The 14,391-nt window shown below is 72.9% G+C and carries 16 protein-coding genes; 6 read left to right on the top strand and 10 right to left on the bottom strand.

From position 1 onward, the window contains the following. Positions 1–19: 19 nt before the first annotated feature. Positions 20–208: a hypothetical protein gene (locus tag ABZX30_RS10540; RefSeq protein ID WP_355931378.1), complete on the top strand. Its 189-nt coding sequence runs from the start codon at positions 20–22 to the stop codon at positions 206–208. 19 nt (positions 209–227) lie between these two features. On the opposite strand, the gene lexA is transcribed toward ABZX30_RS10540, so the two are convergent. The 5 genes from lexA to ABZX30_RS10515 all read right to left on the bottom strand — a co-directional run bounded on the left by lexA (position 228) and on the right by ABZX30_RS10515 (position 5,828). Continuing rightward, a complete protein-coding gene (lexA, locus tag ABZX30_RS10535; RefSeq protein WP_355931376.1) occupies positions 228–899 on the bottom strand; it encodes a transcriptional repressor LexA in 672 nt (223 codons plus the stop codon). Between the two features lie 106 nt (positions 900–1,005). Next, positions 1,006–2,157, bottom strand: a complete 1,152-nt coding sequence (locus ABZX30_RS10530; RefSeq protein WP_355931373.1) for an XdhC/CoxI family protein — start codon at positions 2,155–2,157, stop codon at positions 1,006–1,008. Beyond that, complete coding sequence (locus ABZX30_RS10525) at positions 2,150–4,285, bottom strand: xanthine dehydrogenase family protein molybdopterin-binding subunit (RefSeq protein WP_355931371.1); 2,136 nt, start codon at positions 4,283–4,285, stop codon at positions 2,150–2,152. Before ABZX30_RS10525 ends, ABZX30_RS10530 begins: the two co-directional genes overlap by 8 nt. Beyond that, entirely contained in the window at positions 4,282–5,274 is a 993-nt protein-coding gene (locus tag ABZX30_RS10520; RefSeq protein ID WP_355931369.1) for a xanthine dehydrogenase family protein subunit M, read from the bottom strand. Before ABZX30_RS10520 ends, ABZX30_RS10525 begins: the two co-directional genes overlap by 4 nt. Further along, the gene (locus ABZX30_RS10515; protein WP_355931367.1) at positions 5,271–5,828 is read right to left on the bottom strand and encodes a 2Fe-2S iron-sulfur cluster-binding protein; all 558 of its coding nucleotides are present in this window, start codon (positions 5,826–5,828) and stop codon (positions 5,271–5,273) included. The genes ABZX30_RS10520 and ABZX30_RS10515 overlap by 4 nt, the downstream gene beginning before the upstream one ends. 224 nt (positions 5,829–6,052) lie before the next feature. On the opposite strand from ABZX30_RS10515, the gene ABZX30_RS10510 reads away from it, so the two are divergent. Continuing rightward, positions 6,053–6,688 (top strand): TetR/AcrR family transcriptional regulator, encoded by a 636-nt coding sequence (locus ABZX30_RS10510; RefSeq protein WP_355931366.1) that lies wholly within the window; start codon positions 6,053–6,055, stop codon positions 6,686–6,688. 67 nt (positions 6,689–6,755) lie between these two features. Here ABZX30_RS10510 and ABZX30_RS10505 read toward each other — a convergent pair whose 3' ends face one another. The 3 genes from ABZX30_RS10505 to ABZX30_RS10495 are packed head-to-tail and all read right to left on the bottom strand — an operon-like array spanning position 6,756 to position 8,021. After that, on the bottom strand, positions 6,756–7,508 hold the full coding sequence (locus tag ABZX30_RS10505) for a DUF2071 domain-containing protein (RefSeq protein ID WP_355931365.1): 753 nt from the start codon (positions 7,506–7,508) through the stop codon (positions 6,756–6,758). A gap of 35 nt (positions 7,509–7,543) precedes the next feature. Further along, positions 7,544–7,771, bottom strand: a complete 228-nt coding sequence (locus ABZX30_RS10500) for a hypothetical protein (RefSeq protein WP_355931363.1) — start codon at positions 7,769–7,771, stop codon at positions 7,544–7,546. After that, positions 7,758–8,021 (bottom strand): DUF6400 family protein, encoded by a 264-nt coding sequence (locus ABZX30_RS10495; protein WP_355931361.1) that lies wholly within the window; start codon positions 8,019–8,021, stop codon positions 7,758–7,760. The genes ABZX30_RS10500 and ABZX30_RS10495 overlap by 14 nt, the downstream gene beginning before the upstream one ends. A gap of 361 nt (positions 8,022–8,382) precedes the next feature. Here ABZX30_RS10495 and ABZX30_RS10490 point away from each other — a divergent pair, with 361 nt between their 5' ends. The 3 genes from ABZX30_RS10490 (at position 8,383) to ABZX30_RS10480 (ending at position 12,255) form a co-directional block, all read left to right on the top strand. Next, positions 8,383–9,552, top strand: coding sequence for a PP2C family protein-serine/threonine phosphatase (locus ABZX30_RS10490; RefSeq protein WP_355931359.1), 1,170 nt, complete (start codon positions 8,383–8,385; stop codon positions 9,550–9,552). Between the two features lie 56 nt (positions 9,553–9,608). Continuing rightward, complete coding sequence (locus ABZX30_RS10485; protein WP_355931358.1) at positions 9,609–10,460, top strand: PaaX family transcriptional regulator C-terminal domain-containing protein; 852 nt, start codon at positions 9,609–9,611, stop codon at positions 10,458–10,460. A 190-nt stretch (positions 10,461–10,650) separates the two neighbouring features. Then, complete coding sequence (locus ABZX30_RS10480; protein WP_355931355.1) at positions 10,651–12,255, top strand: MFS transporter; 1,605 nt, start codon at positions 10,651–10,653, stop codon at positions 12,253–12,255. 102 nt (positions 12,256–12,357) lie between these two features. On the opposite strand, the gene ABZX30_RS10475 is transcribed toward ABZX30_RS10480, so the two are convergent. Further along, positions 12,358–13,155, bottom strand: a complete 798-nt coding sequence (locus tag ABZX30_RS10475; protein ID WP_355931352.1) for an SAM-dependent methyltransferase — start codon at positions 13,153–13,155, stop codon at positions 12,358–12,360. A gap of 233 nt (positions 13,156–13,388) precedes the next feature. Here ABZX30_RS10475 and ABZX30_RS10470 point away from each other — a divergent pair, with 233 nt between their 5' ends. Then, complete coding sequence (locus tag ABZX30_RS10470; RefSeq protein ID WP_355931349.1) at positions 13,389–14,159, top strand: polysaccharide deacetylase family protein; 771 nt, start codon at positions 13,389–13,391, stop codon at positions 14,157–14,159. Between the two features lie 10 nt (positions 14,160–14,169). Here the strand turns inward: ABZX30_RS10470 and ABZX30_RS10465 are convergent, their stop codons facing one another. After that, positions 14,170–14,340: a hypothetical protein gene (locus ABZX30_RS10465; protein WP_011113206.1), complete on the bottom strand. Its 171-nt coding sequence runs from the start codon at positions 14,338–14,340 to the stop codon at positions 14,170–14,172. Positions 14,341–14,391: the final 51 nt, after the last annotated feature.

Here is a 14,391-nt window from a genome sequence, read left to right as displayed (position 1 = left end):
TCCGGAAGGATGGATCACTTTGTCGCGACGTCTCGGAAAACTGCTCGTAGCCGTCGCCGGCCTGTCCGGCACCACCTACCCGGTGGGAACCCGAGTGGCCATACGGGGCACCGGAGGCTCGGTCGACGGTTTCGTCGACGGGGACTGGCTGCCGCTCGCCTGGTGGGAGTTCGCCGACATCCAGCCGGACGACGGGCCCGGCCGGTGAGCCGGCCGCCACACCCCGCTCACAGCGCGCGCATCACGCTCACGACCTTGCCGAGGATCTGCGCCTGGTCACCGGCGATCGGCTGGTAGGCGGGGTTGCGGGGCATGAGCCAGACCCGCCCCTCCTGGCGGCGCAGCACCTTGACCGTGGCCTCGTCCTCGAGGAGCGCGGCGACGATGTCGCCGTGGTCGGCGCTGTCCTGGCGGCGCACGGTGACGATGTCCCCGTCACAGATCGCCGCGTCGATCATGCTGTCACCGGACACCCTCAGCGCGAAGAACTCGCCTTCGCCGACCAGCTGGCGCGGCAGCGTGTAGACGTCCTCGACCATCTCCTCGGCGAGCAGCGGCGCGCCGGCGGCGATCCTGCCGACCAGCGGCACCTCCACGGGCGGCTCGGCCGGAGCGTTCACCTCCGGGGCCGAGGGGGCCTGGACCCGGTAGGCACGCGGGCGGTGCGGGTCGCGGTACAGCACCCCCTTGCGCTCCAGCGTCATCAGCTGGTGCGCGACGGAGGACGTGCTGGCGAGACGGACGGCCTCGCCGATCTCGCGCATCGACGGCGGATACCCCTGCCGCTGGACGGTGTCGGCGATGAAACGGACGATGTCCTGCTGACGGCGGGTGAGCTCGCCCTCGGCGGACCGGGTGCCCGGCGGCCGCCCCCGGCGCGCGGGCTGGCTGTTCTCCATACCGGACACCTCCGTACAAGATCTCTCAGAGCGCGACCTTAACCCGCCGTCCGCCATGAATGGAACACCGTTTCGACGGCACGCCGGGTCGGCGCACTCTTCGTGCTCAGGCGTGCGCGAACGGTGTGTACGGCGCCCCGCTTTCCCGGTCACGGTGGATCGGCGCCCCGGATCCGGTCAGCGGGACCCCCGTTCCTCCCCGCCGGGCCGCGACGATCTCCGCCACGATGGACAGGGCGGTCTCCTCCGGTGTGCGGGCGCCGAGGTCCAGGCCGATCGGGGACCGCAGCCGGGCCAGCTGCCGCTCGCTCACGCCGACCTCGCGCAGGCGGCGGTTGCGTTCCTCGTGGGTGCGGCGCGAGCCCATCGCGCCGACGAACGCGACCGGCATCCCCAGCGCCGCCTTCAGCAGGGGCACGTCGAACTTCGCGTCGTGGGTGAGCACGCACAGCACCGTACGGCCGTCGGTCGTGGTCCGCCCCAGGTAGCGGTGCGGCCAGTCGGTGACGATCTCGTCGGCCTCGGGGAAGCGGGCCCGCGTGGCGAAGACGGGCCGGGCGTCGCAGACGGTCACGTGGTAGCCGAGGAACTTCCCCGCGCGCACCAGAGCCGCGGCGAAGTCGATGGCCCCGAAGACGATCATCCGGGGCGGCGGCACCTTCGATTCGACGAGCAGCGTGAGCCCGCCGGGACAGTACGAACCGTCCGCCGCGAGCTCGACCGTGCCGGTGCGCCCGGTCTCCAGCATGGCCTGCGCCGCCGCCCGCGCCGTCCGGTCCAGGTTGTCGTGGCCGCCGAGACCGCCCTCGTGCGTGCCGTCGGGCCGTACCAGCAGGGCCCTGCCCAGAAGCTCGCGCGGGCCGCGGGCGACCCGCGCGAGGGCGGTCGGCTCGCCGCGTACGGCGGCTGCCAGCGCCGGCCCGAGCGCCGCCGGGGCGGGCGAGCCCGCCCCGACCGGCGTGACCAGGACGTCGATGGTCCCGCCGCAGGTCAGCCCCACGGCGAAGGCGTCCTCGTCGCTGTAGCCGAACCGTTCGGTGACGCTCTCCCCGGTGCGCAGGGACTCGAGGCACAGGTCGTACACCGCGCCTTCCACGCAGCCGCCGGACACGGAGCCGACGACGGTGCCCGCGCCGTCCACGGCGAGCGCGGCGCCGGGGCCGCGAGGCGCGCTGCCGCCGACGGCCACCACGGTGGCGACGGCGAACTCGCGGCCCTCGGCGGCCCACCGGTTCAGCTCCTCGGCGATGTCAAGCATCCACCGCTCCCCCGGCGGCCGTCAGCACACGGCTGGGACGGATGGGCAGACTGCGGTGCCGCACCCCGGTCGCGTGCCAGACCGCGTTGGCGACGGCCGCGGCGGCGCCCACGATGCCGATCTCCCCGATGCCCTTGATGCCGACCGGGTCGTCCGGGTCGGGGTCCGGCACCCAGTCCGCCTCGATGAGCGGTACGTCGGCGTTCGTGGCCACGTGATAGCCGGCCAGGTCGGGTCCCACATGGCCGCCCGAGGCCCGGTCGCGGACCGCCTCCTCGTGCAGGGCCATGGAGATGCCCCAGACCATGCCGCCGAGGAACTGGCCGCGCGCGGTGAGCGGGTTGACGATCCGGCCCGCCGCGAAGATGCCGAGCATGCGCCGGACGCGCACCTCGCCGGTGGCGGTGTCGACGGCCACCTCGGCGAACTGCGCTCCGAAGGAGTGGCGTTCCTTCTGTGCGAGGGCCGCGACGGCGGCGGTGGTGTCGGACCGCACCGTGATGCCCTCCGGCGGGATGTCGCCGGCCAGGGCGAGCCGCTCGCGCAGTTCGCCGGCCGCCGCCGTGACGGCCCAGGCCCAGGAACGGGTGCCCATGGAACCTCCGGCGATCATCGCGGGCCCGAAGGCGCTGTCCCCGATGCGCACCCGGACCCGGTCCGTCGGCACCCCCAGTGCGTCGGCGGCGACCAGGGTGAGCGCGGTACGGGCGCCGGTGCCGATGTCGGCCGCGGCGATCCGCACGGTGAAGGTGCCGTCGGCCAGGGCGGTCACGGTCGCCGTGGAGGGTGCCGCCCCGGCCGGGAAGGACGCCGCGGCCGTGCCGGTGCCAAGGAGCCAGCGGCCGTCGCGGCGCAGACCGGGACGGGGGTCCCGGTCCGCCCAGCCGAACCTGCGGGCGCCCTCGAGGAGGCAGGCGCGCAGATTGCGGCCGGCGAAAGGGAGGCCGGAGACCGGTCCCCTCTCGGGTTCGTTGCGCAGGCGCAGCTCGATCGGGTCGATGCCGCACTTCTCGGCGAGTTCGTCGAGCGCCGCCTCCAGGGCGAACGACCCCGGCGCCTCGCCGGGCGCGCGCATCCAGGTCGGCGTGGGCATGTCGAGCGGTACGACGCGGTTGGCCGTGTGATGGGCGTCGGCGTCGTACATCACCCGGGCCACCCCGGCGCTCGGCTCGACGAAGTCGTGCACGGTGGAGGTGAGGCTCTGGGACCGGTGCTCCAGTGCGCGCAGCCGTCCGTCGGCGTCGGCGCCGAGCCGGATCCGCTGGACGGTGGGGCTGCGGTAACCCGCGAGTGAGAACATCTGCCGGCGGGTCAGGACGACCCGCACCGGCCGCCGCAGCACCTTGGCGGCCATCACGGCGGCCACCTGGGGGACGCGGACGCCCTTGCTGCCGAAGCCGCCGCCGACGTGCTCGGAGCGTACCCGGACCGAGGCGGGGTCCAGCGAGAACAGGTTGGCCAGCTCGCCCACGACCCAGGTGGCGCCCTGGTTGGAGTCGACCACCTCGAGGCGGTCGCCGTCCCAGCGGGCGGTCGCCGCGTGCGGTTCCATCGGGTTGTGGTGCTCTTCGGGGGTGGTGTACTCGACGTCCACGACGACGGCGGACGCGGCGAGCCGGGCCTCGAGGTCCCCCTTGGCCGTCACCGCCGGCATGTGTCCGTCCACGGCGCGGGCGTCCGGGTGTTCGGCTGTGAAGTCGACGTCGTGGGGCTGCTGTTCGTAGTGCACGACGAGCGCTTCGGCCGCCTCCCTGGCCTGCTCGGGCGTTTCGGCGACGACGAGCGCCACCGGCCAGCCCAGGTACGGCACCCGGTCGTGCTGGAAGACGGCGCAGGTCGGATCCGGCTTGCCCAGCAGGCCGACGTAGTCGGTCGTGAGCCGTGGGGCGTTGCGGTGGTCCAGGACGGCGACCACGCCCGGCATGGCGAGCACGGGAGCGGTGTCGATGGCTCGGATGCGCCCTCGGGCGATGGTGGACAGCACCAGCCAGCCGTGGGCGAGGCCGTCGAAGGGGAGGTCAGCGGCGTAGCGTGCCACCCCGGTGACCTTGTCGCGGCCCTCCACCCGGGTGTGCGGGGTACCGGCGGCGGAACCGGCGGTCCTGCTCCTGGTCGTGGCGGTGGTCATCGGACGGCCTCCTCGGCGAGTTCGGTGAGCGTGGCCACCACGAGGTGGTGCATCAGGGGCACCTTGTGCCCGTTGTGCGGCAGGGGCCGTGCGGCCGCCAGTTCGGCGGCCGCCGCCGCCGCGAAGGTCTCGGCGTCGGCCGGCGCGCCGGCCAGTACCGTCTCCGCGGCGCGGGCACGCCAGGGCCGGGAGGCGACCGCGCCGAGGGCGAGGCGCACGTCCTGGACGACGCCGTCGCGCACGTCGAGAGCGGCGGCGACCGCGCCGATGGCGAACGCGTACGAGGCGCGTTCGCGCACCTTGCGGTAGCGCGAGCGGGCGGCGACCGGGGCGGGCGGCAGGGTGACGGCGGTGATCAGCGCGCCCGGCGGCAGGGCGGTCTCCCGGTGCGGGGTGTCGCCCACCGGAAGGTAGAAGGCGCCGATCGGGGACTCGCCCGGGCCGTCGGCGGTCTCATAGTGGACGACCGCGTCGAAGGCGGTCAGGGCGACGGCCATGTCCGAGGGGTGCAGGGCCACGCAGTGGTCGGTGGCGCCCAGGATCGCGTGGTTGTGGTGCTCACCCTCGACGGCGGGGCAACCGCTGCCGGGCACACGCTTGTTGCACGGCCTGGTCACGTCGGTGAAGTAGCCGCAGCGGGTGCGCTGCAGCAGGTTCCCGCCGACCGTGGCCATGTTGCGCAGCTGCCCGGACGCACCGGCCAGCACCGCCTGCGCCAACGCCGGGTAGCGGCCGCGCACTTCGGGGTGGGAGGCCAGGTCGCTGTTGGTGACGGTCGCACCGATGCGCAGGCCGCCGTCCCACGTCGGCTCGATGCGGTCCAGCGGGAGGTTCCGCACGTCGACGAGGCGGGCGGGACGTTCGACGCCGGCCTTCATCAGGTCGACGAGGTTGGTGCCCCCGGCCAGGAAGCGCGCGTCGGGATCGGTCCCGAGCACGGCGACCGCGCCGGCCACGTCCGAGGCCCTGTGGTAGCCGAACTCCTTCACGCCACGGCCTCCGTCTTCCCCGCGGCCTTCTGCGCCGCCGCCCGGGCGACCGCCTCGACGATCGACACGTACGCGCCGCAGCGGCACAGGTTGCCGCTCATCCGCTCCCGGATCTCCTCGGCGGACAGCGGTGGCGGCCCGGACTCGGGCCGCAGGTCGCCGGTGGCGGCGCTCGGCCAGCCGGCCGCGTGCTCCTCGAGCACCGCGATCGCGGAGCAGATCTGCCCGGGCGTGCAGTACCCGCACTGGAAGCCGTCCAGGTCGAGGAAGGCCTGCTGCACCGGGTGCAGCCGGTCGCCCTCGGCGACGCCCTCGATGGTGGTGATCTCGCGTCCCTCGGCCGCCACGGCCAGCTGCAGGCAGGCCACGGACCGGCGGCCGTCCAGCAGGACGGTGCAGGCGCCGCACTGCCCCTGGTCGCAGCCCTTCTTGGTGCCGGTCAGGTCGAGCCGCTCGCGGAGTGCGTCGAGCAGGGTGGTGCGGTGGTCGACGGATAACGTGTATTTCTCGCCGTTGACGTTCAGGGTGATGGCACTGGACGTCGATGAGGCCATGAGCAGCTTCTTTCGCTTTTCCGGAACAGGAAGGACGAATCCGGCAGCCGGACCGGCCGGGTGTCGGAGGGGCGGCGTCGCACCAGGCGACGACGCTTCGGCAAAGGGCACGTCCACGGCTATGGTGGACCGGACCGGACAGGTGTCCGTTACTGCAGGAAACCTAACGGACAGCTGTCCGGTTAGCAAGGACCGGGTTCGGCCGCGAACCTCGAGGAGGACGGGTGCAGCAGAAGAGGGACGCACCTCTGCGCTCGGACGCGCAACGCAACCGCGAGCGCATCCTGGAAGTCGCGCTGGCCGAGCTGACACGGAACGCGCACGCCCCGCTGAGTGCGATCGCCAGGAAGGCGGGCGTCGGGCAGGGCACGTTCTACCGCAACTTCCCCAACCGCGAGGCCCTCGTCCTCGAGATCTACCGCCACGAGATGCGGCAGGTCGCCGACAGCGCGGCCGGGTTGCTCCGGGACCGGACACCCGACCGGGCCCTGCGCGCGTGGATGGACCGGCTCGCCGAGTTCGCCATGACCAAGGCCGGCCTGGCCGACGCGATACGCCAGGCGACCAGCGCGCCGGGAAGTCCCGGCAAGCCGGCCCCGACCCCGGTGACCTCCGCGGCCGAACTCCTGCTGCGCGCCTGCGAGCAGGCCGGCACCATCCGCCCGGGAGTGACCGGGGACGACTTTCTCCTCGCCATCGCGGGCCTGTGGCAGATCGACTCCCAGGACGGCTGGCGGTCACGTGCCACCCGGCTGCTGGACCTCGTCATGGACGGCCTGCGCGCGGGAGCGCCGGGAACCACCGTGACGCCCCCGGACGCGCCCCGGGGACAGCGGCAGGACCCGCCGCCGCCCGACTGACGCTCGACGACGTCCTGGCGGGCGGCGTGGCCGCCGGCGTCACGGCCCGTCACCCAGGTCGGACCGTTCAGGGGGTGGGGATGCCCGCCGGGCGGAGCGGGCCCCCGAGGCGGACCGGTACGCCCGGCGAGTACAGCACGCTGACCGGCGCGCCGGCAGGTGCCGGCAGTCCGGCGGCCGCGAGCAGATTCTCCTCGCAGACGAGCAGCTCGGCGCGGTGCAGGGGCCAGCGCGGATGGTGATTGGGCAGATAGGAGGCATTGCCGAAGAACGAGTTGTGCATGCCCCAGCGGGCGGTGAGGAAGTGCTCCAGCTCCGTCGGACGCTCGATGCGTTCGCCCCTGCGTACGGTGATACGGCTGTACGCTCCCCGCGGACCGGGCCAGCGCCGGGAGCTGGTGTAGGTGACGGTGTCCTCGGTGGCTCGGACCCTCATCCGCGACCAGAGGTAGGGCAGCCGGAAGCCGATCCGTCCCGTCACCACGGGGATCAGCCGGGCGGCGTCCATGGACCGGAAGACGACACCGCGCCGGCCGTGCGCGTCGACGGAGTACAGGCGGACGTTCGTTTCGGGGAACGACCCCAGGTACGGCACGCCGGGCAGCCGCAGCCACCCCACCCGGTGCATGCGGAAGGCGACGAGCCCGACGTAGGTGACCCCGTCGTACGTGTCGGGAACGGTCCCCCCGGGCAGGAGCTCCGCCACCGCGTCCGGTGCTACGGCCCAGTGGACGAAGCACAGGTCCAGCCACTGCTGGGTGAGGAGCGGGGCGGGTATGGCGCTCGGGGCGTCGGGGGTGACGGGCGTCGGCTGCTGCACGGTGCCAGGATGGCAGAGCCGGATCCGGCGGCGGGCTACCCCTGGGAGCGGGTGGCGCCGAAGTGGGTCTCGTGCGACCAGATGTGCGTGCACGAGGGGCACTGCAGGTGCAGGAGGCTGCCGGTGTGGGACAGCAGGTAGCGCCAGTGCTCGGAGCACGTACGCCCCTGCTCGCAGGTGGCGCACCCGCGGTGGTCAGCGCAGTTCGGGCAGTCCACCCAGGCCCGGCGGCCGATGTCGGCCTGCGGGTCAAGCGGCAGCATCGCCGCCCCCTCGCCTGGGGAGCACACCGGCCGCGACCAGTTCGTCGTACAGGCGCTGCTGCTCCTCGCTGAGGCCGGAGTACAGCAGCTCGTTCGCCTCCTCCTCGCCGCGCAGCGCCGCGGCCGGGTCCCAGCCGGGGCCGAGAGCGGACATGACATGGGTTCGCCGGAGCATTTCGTGCGAGCTCAGGTCGACGGCGAATTCGACCGGTGCGGACAGTGCGGAGCTGTCGGGGCCTGGAGAGGACATATCACCGAACCTAGGAAGGCCCCCAGGGCCGGGGCAAGAGCAGGTGGGAGAAGTCACAGCAGGTCAGCGACGCGTCGGCAGCCGCCTGCCCCGGCACCGGGCGGGCTTCGGATGCCGGTGACGGACGCCGCCGAGGAGCAGCGGGCGGCACCGGTGGGCCTGCTCGGCAGACGCAGGGGGCGGGCCGCCGAACATGCCGCTGAGTGGAGCAATCACCGGTGTGCCGGGACGCGGGACGGCAGGCTGGACCTCTTGTGGAGACCGTGTGCCAGGAGTCCCGTGTGCGCAGGCCGCATGAGCCGAGCCGTCAGGCATGTCGTCCGCCCGCCGCCCGGAGGGCGGACGCGTCCGGGAGCGCCGGGTGAGGCACGGGCACGCTTCGCGCGCGGAGCGGCGCGACTCCCCGGCGGGCAGCACCGCCCGGACCCGGCTGCCCGCTCCCCCGGCATGGCTGCGCCGGCTTCCGGTGCTGTACGTGGCGGGCCTGCTGGTCCTCGAACCCGTGACGCCCGTGGACTGGCCGGTGAGCTTCCTGCTCATCGCGCTGCCTCTGGTGGCCGCCTTCGCCCACGGGCCCGTCGTCGTCGGCTGCACCACGGTGTTCGCCGTCCTCTTCGAAGGCGTGCTGGCCGGCACCCCCTGCTGTGCGGGCCGCTCCGTGGGCTACCTGTGGGACCGCCATTACGTGGCCGCCTACCTGTGCACCGCCCTGGTGGGCGCCCTCGGCACCGTCCTGGCCGCTCATCGCATCCACCGCGAGCGCACGCTCGCCGACGTGCGCTTCGTCGCCGACATCGCCCAGCGTGTCCTGCTCAGACCCGTTCCGCACCGGATCGGCGGCCTCCGGCTGGAGGGCTTCTACCTGTCTGCCGCCGCGGAGGCACGGATCGGCGGGGACCTCTACGAGGCCGTGCCCACCGCGTACGGTGTCCGGCTGCTCATCGGGGACGTCCGCGGCAAGGGCCTGCTCGCGGTCGAGACCGCGGCCGCGCTGCTGGGCGCGTTCCGCGAGGCGGCCCACGACGAGCCCGATCTGCCCGCCCTGGCCGCCCGCCTGGAGACGAGCATGTCCCGCAGGGCGACGCAGGTCAACGGGAGCGAGGCGAGCGAACGGTTCGTCACCGCCGTCTTCGCCGAGCTCCCCGCCGACGGCCGCCACGTCCGCGTCGTCAACTGCGGCCATCCGCCCCCCGTGCTCATCCGCGCCGACGAGGTGCTCGAACTCGACCGTGGCCGGTCGGCTCCGCCGCTGAACCTCGGCATGCTCGTGGGCGCGCCTTACCACGTCGACACCTACCCCGTCCGCCCCGGCGACCAGCTCCTGCTCTACACGGACGGCATCACGGAGACCCGCGACCCGGCCGGCGCCTTCTACCCCCTCCTGAAGCGCCTGCGCTCCTGGGGACCCATGCCGCCCCGGGAGCTCCTGGACCGCCTCCACCACGACCTGCTCGCCTACAGCCACAACCGCCTCGACGACGACATCGCGGCCCTCACCGCCTGGCTCCCGCCCGGCACCCCGGACCCCTGACCCCGCCCGCCGGGCCCCCCGCCGCCGCCCCGGCGCGTCGCCTCTAGGCTTGGCCCGTGACCAGCTTCGATCAGGCAGGCAGCGTTCCCAGGCCGCAGTCACTGATGCTGAGTTTCTTCGGCATCCACGTCCTCGGCCGGGACACCGCCCTGTCGTCCAGCAGCCTGATCGACGTGTTCGCACAGGCCGGGATCACCGAAGAGGCCGTACGGTCCACGCTCACCCGGATGGTCAAGCGCGGTCTGCTGGAGCGGCACCGGCGGGGCCGCAAGACGTACTTCGGCCTGACGCCACGCGCCGTGGACGTTCTGCAGGAGGGGCACGACCGGATCTGGCACACCGGGGCGGTCAACCGGACCTGGGACGGCACCTGGACCCTGGTGGGCTTCTCGCTGCCGGAGGCCTGGCGCAGCGAGCGGCACGACCTGCGGTCCAGGCTGGTGTGGAACGGGTTCGGCCCGCTGCAGAACGGCCTCTGGGTGGCGCCCGGCACGGTGGACGTGCCCGAGGTGGTGGCGGGGCTCGGCCTCGATCCGTATCTGCGGGTGTTCCGGGGGGCAGTGGCCGGGGCGCCGACCGAGGCACGGACCGTGCTCAGGAGCGCGTTCGACGTCGAGGCCATCGCCAAGGGCTACGAGGAGTTCCTCGCCCGCTGGGGCGCGGACGCCGAGGCCCCGGACGATGGCGGCGAACCAGACGCGCTGGTACGGCAGTTGCTGTTGCACACCGACTGGCTGGGGCAGGTGCGCCAGGACCCGCATCTGCCCGCCGAGCATCTGCCCGAGGACTGGCCCGCCGGACGGGCCGAGCACGTGTTCCGGACGTTGGCGCGGCGCTACGAGGAGCCGGCCCGGCGGCAGGCGGCCGACACCCTGGACATGATCACCCCGGGCGCGGCGCAGGAGTAGGTCCCCGCACACGACAGCCGGGCCCGCAGCCGAGTTCAGGCACGGGCCCGCGTCGGCGTGCCCGTGTGCCCGCGCACCGCTCGCGCGTCGATCGACATTGGGCATTCTATTGACCGTGGTCGAAAAACTGCCCTACATTCACCCGCACATCCGCCGCTCACCCCGCACCGCCGCCCAAAGGGGAGCCCACGTGCCCACTGCAACGACCACGAACTCCGACGCCACCGTCCGCGGACCCTCCGGGGGGCTGCCCGTCGGCACCCTCGTCGCCGGCTGTTTCGCCGTCTGCCTGGCCCAGATCGCCCTCGCGATGCCGGCCACCCTCAACGGCCTCTTCCAGGAGGACCTGCACCCCGTCGGCTCACAACTGACGTGGATCTCGGACGCGTTCCTGTTGCCCGTCACCGTCCTGGAGCTGACCTTCGGCGTCCTCGGTGACCTCTTCGGACGCAAGCGGCTGCTGGTCGGCGGTGGCGCCCTGCTCGTCGTGGGTGAGGTCGTGGCCGCCGCGAGCAACGGCATCCACCTGCTCTGGGTCGGACAGATCATCGCGGGCCTGGGGGCCGCGGCCCTGTTCCCGACCTCGCTCGCCGTGATCGCCGCGGGAACGCACACGACCCGTGACCGGGCCAGGGCGATCACCATGTGGGCCGCCGCCCTGTCCAGCGGCGGATTCGTCGCACCCGTACTCGGTGGCATCACCGGCACCTACGGTTCCTGGCGCTGGGCCTTCGTCGTCGTCGCCGGACTGGCGCTGGTCAGCACACTGCTCAGCCAGCTGACGGCGCAGAACTCCAGCGCCCCCGAGGGGCGTTCCCTCGACCTCGCCGGGCAGATCACCATCGGCGTCGGCCTGTTCGCCCTGCTGTACGCGGTGATCCAGGGCCCGGCGGACGGCTGGACCGCGACACCGGTGGTGATCGCGTACGTCGTGGCCGCCGTCTTCATCGGGCTGTTCCTCGTCGCCGAACGACGCGCCGTCTCCCCGCTGCTGCGCCTGGACCTGTTCACCAACCGGGCCTTCGCGGTGGCGTCGTTCGTGGCCGTGGTCGGCATGTTCGCCTTCCTGGGCACCGCCTACGCCACCAGCATCCGGCTCGGTCCCATCCAGCACCAGAGCCCGTTGCGCGGCTCCTTCGCCTTCGTCCTGCTCAACTCCGCGGCCCTGCTGCTGATGCCGCTGGTCTCACGGCTGCTGGAGCGGGTGAGCGCACGCTGGGTGCTCGGCTCCGGCCTGGCGCTGATGGCCGCGGGAGACTTCGTCGCCGCCACCCTGTCCGTCGACGACCGTGCCCTGACCTCCCTCATCCTCCCCCTCGGCCTGGTCGGCATCGGTTTCGCGCTCACCGTCTCCTCCATCACCGCCACCGCCGTCAACACGGTGGAGGTGCACTACGCGGGGATGGCCAGCGCGTCCACGAGCCTGCTGCGCGACTTCGGCTTCACGCTCGGCCCCGCCGTCATCGGGGCGGTCGCGCTCAGCCACGCCGCCGACGAGTTCAACCGGAAGCTGGCCGCCTCCGGTCTCGGCGCCCAGGTCAAGGCGGCGGCCGGCCAGGTCGCGGCCGAAGGCGGCCCACTCGCCGTCAACTCGGTCCCGCCGGCCTCCCCTCCCGGAGGTGCCGCCCCCCTCGCCCTGGAAGCCCTGGGCAACGGATACACCATCGGCTACGTCGTCTGCGGCATCGCCGCCCTCGCCTGCTGCCTCCTCAGCCTGGTCGCCCTGCGCGGCAGGAGCGGGGAGGAACAGGCCATGGCCGGCATCGCCGGGGAGGAGGAGCACGCGGCGGCCTGAGCATCACTCACCGCACCCGCGACAGCGACGCGGCCCGTCACCGGAGGCGGCCCGTTCCGAGGAGACCGGTTCTTCGGAGCGCGCCGCCGGTGCGCCCGGTGTTCAGCCGGCCTTGCGCGCCACGCCCCCGTAGAAGCCGATCTCGGCGGACCGGGCCGGTGGCGGGGTGTCCGGGCGCCAGAACGGGACCTGGGTCACGCCGGGCTCGACCAGTTCGAAGCCGTCGAAGAAGCGCTCGACCTCGGCGCGGGACCGCAGGTTCATGGTGGCGGTGGCGTTCTTGTAGACGGCCTGGGCATCGCTGCGGTCGGCGAAGTCGCCCGTGGCGTGCGACAGCACCAGGAAGCTGCCGGCCGGCAGCGCGTCGCGCAGGGTGGCCACGATCCGCCCGGGATCCTCGGCATCGGTGACGAAGTGCAGGACGGCGACGAGGAGCAGGGCGACGGGCTCGTCGAAGTCGATGACCTGGCGGACCTCGGGGTGGTCCAGGACGGCCTGCGGGTCACGCAGGTCGCCGAGCACGATGCTGGTCGTGCCGGAGCGGCTGAGCAGCGCGTTGCCGTGTGCGCTCACGATGGGGTCGTTGTCGACGTACGCCACGCGCACGTCCGGCACCGCCTCCTGGGCGATCTCGTGCACGTTCGGCGAGGTGGGCAGCCCGGTGCCGATGTCGAGGATCTGACGGACGCCGCCGGCCACCACGTACCGGACGGCGCGGCGCAGGAAGGCGCGGTTGGCCTGCACACCGATGCGCACCTCGGGCGCCAGGGCGGCGAGCGTGTCGCCGGCCTCACGGTCCACGTCGTAGTTGTCCTTGCCCCCCAGCAGGTAGTCGTAGATCCGCGCAGGGTGCGGCCTGCTCGTGTCGATCTCCTGCGTGGGGAAGCCGTCCTGCGTCACGCTGCGCTCCTCTCGGGGGACCGCGCACCACGGCCCCGTTGCCCGCGACCGGGTCACGACAGTTTCCCACATCAACTACCGCACTCATGCCGGGAGTTCCCGGGCGCCTCCGGGAACTCCCGTGACTGTTCGTCCCGGAATTGTCCGTGGTTCGTAACAGGCGGATCCTTCGGCGGCCGTCCTCCGTCCTGACGAATGCACGAGGTCGGCGGACAGGTGAGGGCGGGACGGGCATGGGACGACGTGGTGGCGGACGGGGATGGCACGGCAGGGTGTTCGCGGCGGCGGTCGGCGTGACGGCGCTGGCCGCCGTGACCTCCGCGTGGACCGCGCAGGCCGGTTCGGTCGGGACGCAGGCCGCGCGCAAGGGTGCCTCGCACCACGGCCCGGCGGAAAAGCCGGTGGCGGTGGACATCGCCCACGCCTCCGACCGCGGCGCCCGGGGGGTGAACATCACCATCGACGACGGACCCGACCCGGCGTGGACGCCCCAGGTGCTGCGGGTGCTGAAGGACAACGGTGTGAAGGCCACGTTCTGCATGGTGGGCACGCAGGCCCAGGCTCACCCCGACCTGGTCAAGGCGGTGGTGGCGGCCGGGCACCGGCTGTGCGACCACACGGTGTCCCACGACACCACCATGGACCGCAAGTCCGAGGCGTACCAGTCACAGCAGATCCTGGACGCCGCGGGGATGATCACCAAGGCCTCCGGTGGTGTCCGGCCGCTGTACTACCGGGCTCCGGGCGGCGCCTTCACCCCCTACAGCCGCAAGCTCGCCGCCTCGCGGGGCATGCGGCCGCTGGGCTGGAACGTCGACTCCAAGGACTTCGAACGTCCCGGGGCGGCCGCGATCACCGCCACCGTGAAGAACGAGATCTCCAACGGCCCGACCCTTCTGTTCCACGACGCGGGCGGCGACCGTTCCCAGACGGTCGCCGCCCTGCGCGAGATCCTGCCCTGGCTGAAGCAGCAGGGCTATTCCTTCGGTTTTCCCGTGCGCTGAGCCCGGAGGGTCACCAGCGGTACCAGCGGCCCTTGCGGCCGCCGGAGTCCGCGGTGCGGACCACGAAGCCCAGCAGCCAGACGACCAGCACGATCACGGCGATCCACCACAGCGCCTTGAGCGCGAATCCCGCGCCGAAGAGGATCAGGGCCAGTAACAGAACGAGAAGCAGGGGAACCATAGTTATCAACCTCCGTGGCTCCTCGTGCCCGGCAATCGGGGGAACACACAG

Source organism: Streptomyces sp. NPDC004542 (assembly GCF_040610035.1).
Classification (GTDB): Bacteria; Actinomycetota; Actinomycetes; order Streptomycetales; family Streptomycetaceae; genus Streptomyces.
This window is presented reverse-complemented; position numbering and strand designations above follow the sequence as displayed.

What these genes read in the sequence shown, in the direction of transcription:
- ABZX30_RS10470 (WP_355931349.1), top strand. Translation starts at nt 13,389, where the DNA reads ATGGGACGACGTGGTGGCGGACGGGGATGGCACGGCAGGGTGTTCGCG.
- ABZX30_RS10525 (WP_355931371.1), bottom strand. Translation starts at nt 4,285, where the DNA reads ATGACCACCGCCACGACCAGGAGCAGGACCGCCGGTTCCGCCGCCGGT.
- ABZX30_RS10530 (WP_355931373.1), bottom strand. Translation starts at nt 2,157, where the DNA reads ATGCTTGACATCGCCGAGGAGCTGAACCGGTGGGCCGCCGAGGGCCGC.
- ABZX30_RS10500 (WP_355931363.1), bottom strand. Translation starts at nt 7,771, where the DNA reads ATGCTGCCGCTTGACCCGCAGGCCGACATCGGCCGCCGGGCCTGGGTG.
- lexA (WP_355931376.1), bottom strand. Translation starts at nt 899, where the DNA reads ATGGAGAACAGCCAGCCCGCGCGCCGGGGGCGGCCGCCGGGCACCCGG.
- ABZX30_RS10465 (WP_011113206.1), bottom strand. Translation starts at nt 14,340, where the DNA reads ATGGTTCCCCTGCTTCTCGTTCTGTTACTGGCCCTGATCCTCTTCGGC.
- ABZX30_RS10515 (WP_355931367.1), bottom strand. Translation starts at nt 5,828, where the DNA reads ATGGCCTCATCGACGTCCAGTGCCATCACCCTGAACGTCAACGGCGAG.
- ABZX30_RS10495 (WP_355931361.1), bottom strand. Translation starts at nt 8,021, where the DNA reads ATGTCCTCTCCAGGCCCCGACAGCTCCGCACTGTCCGCACCGGTCGAA.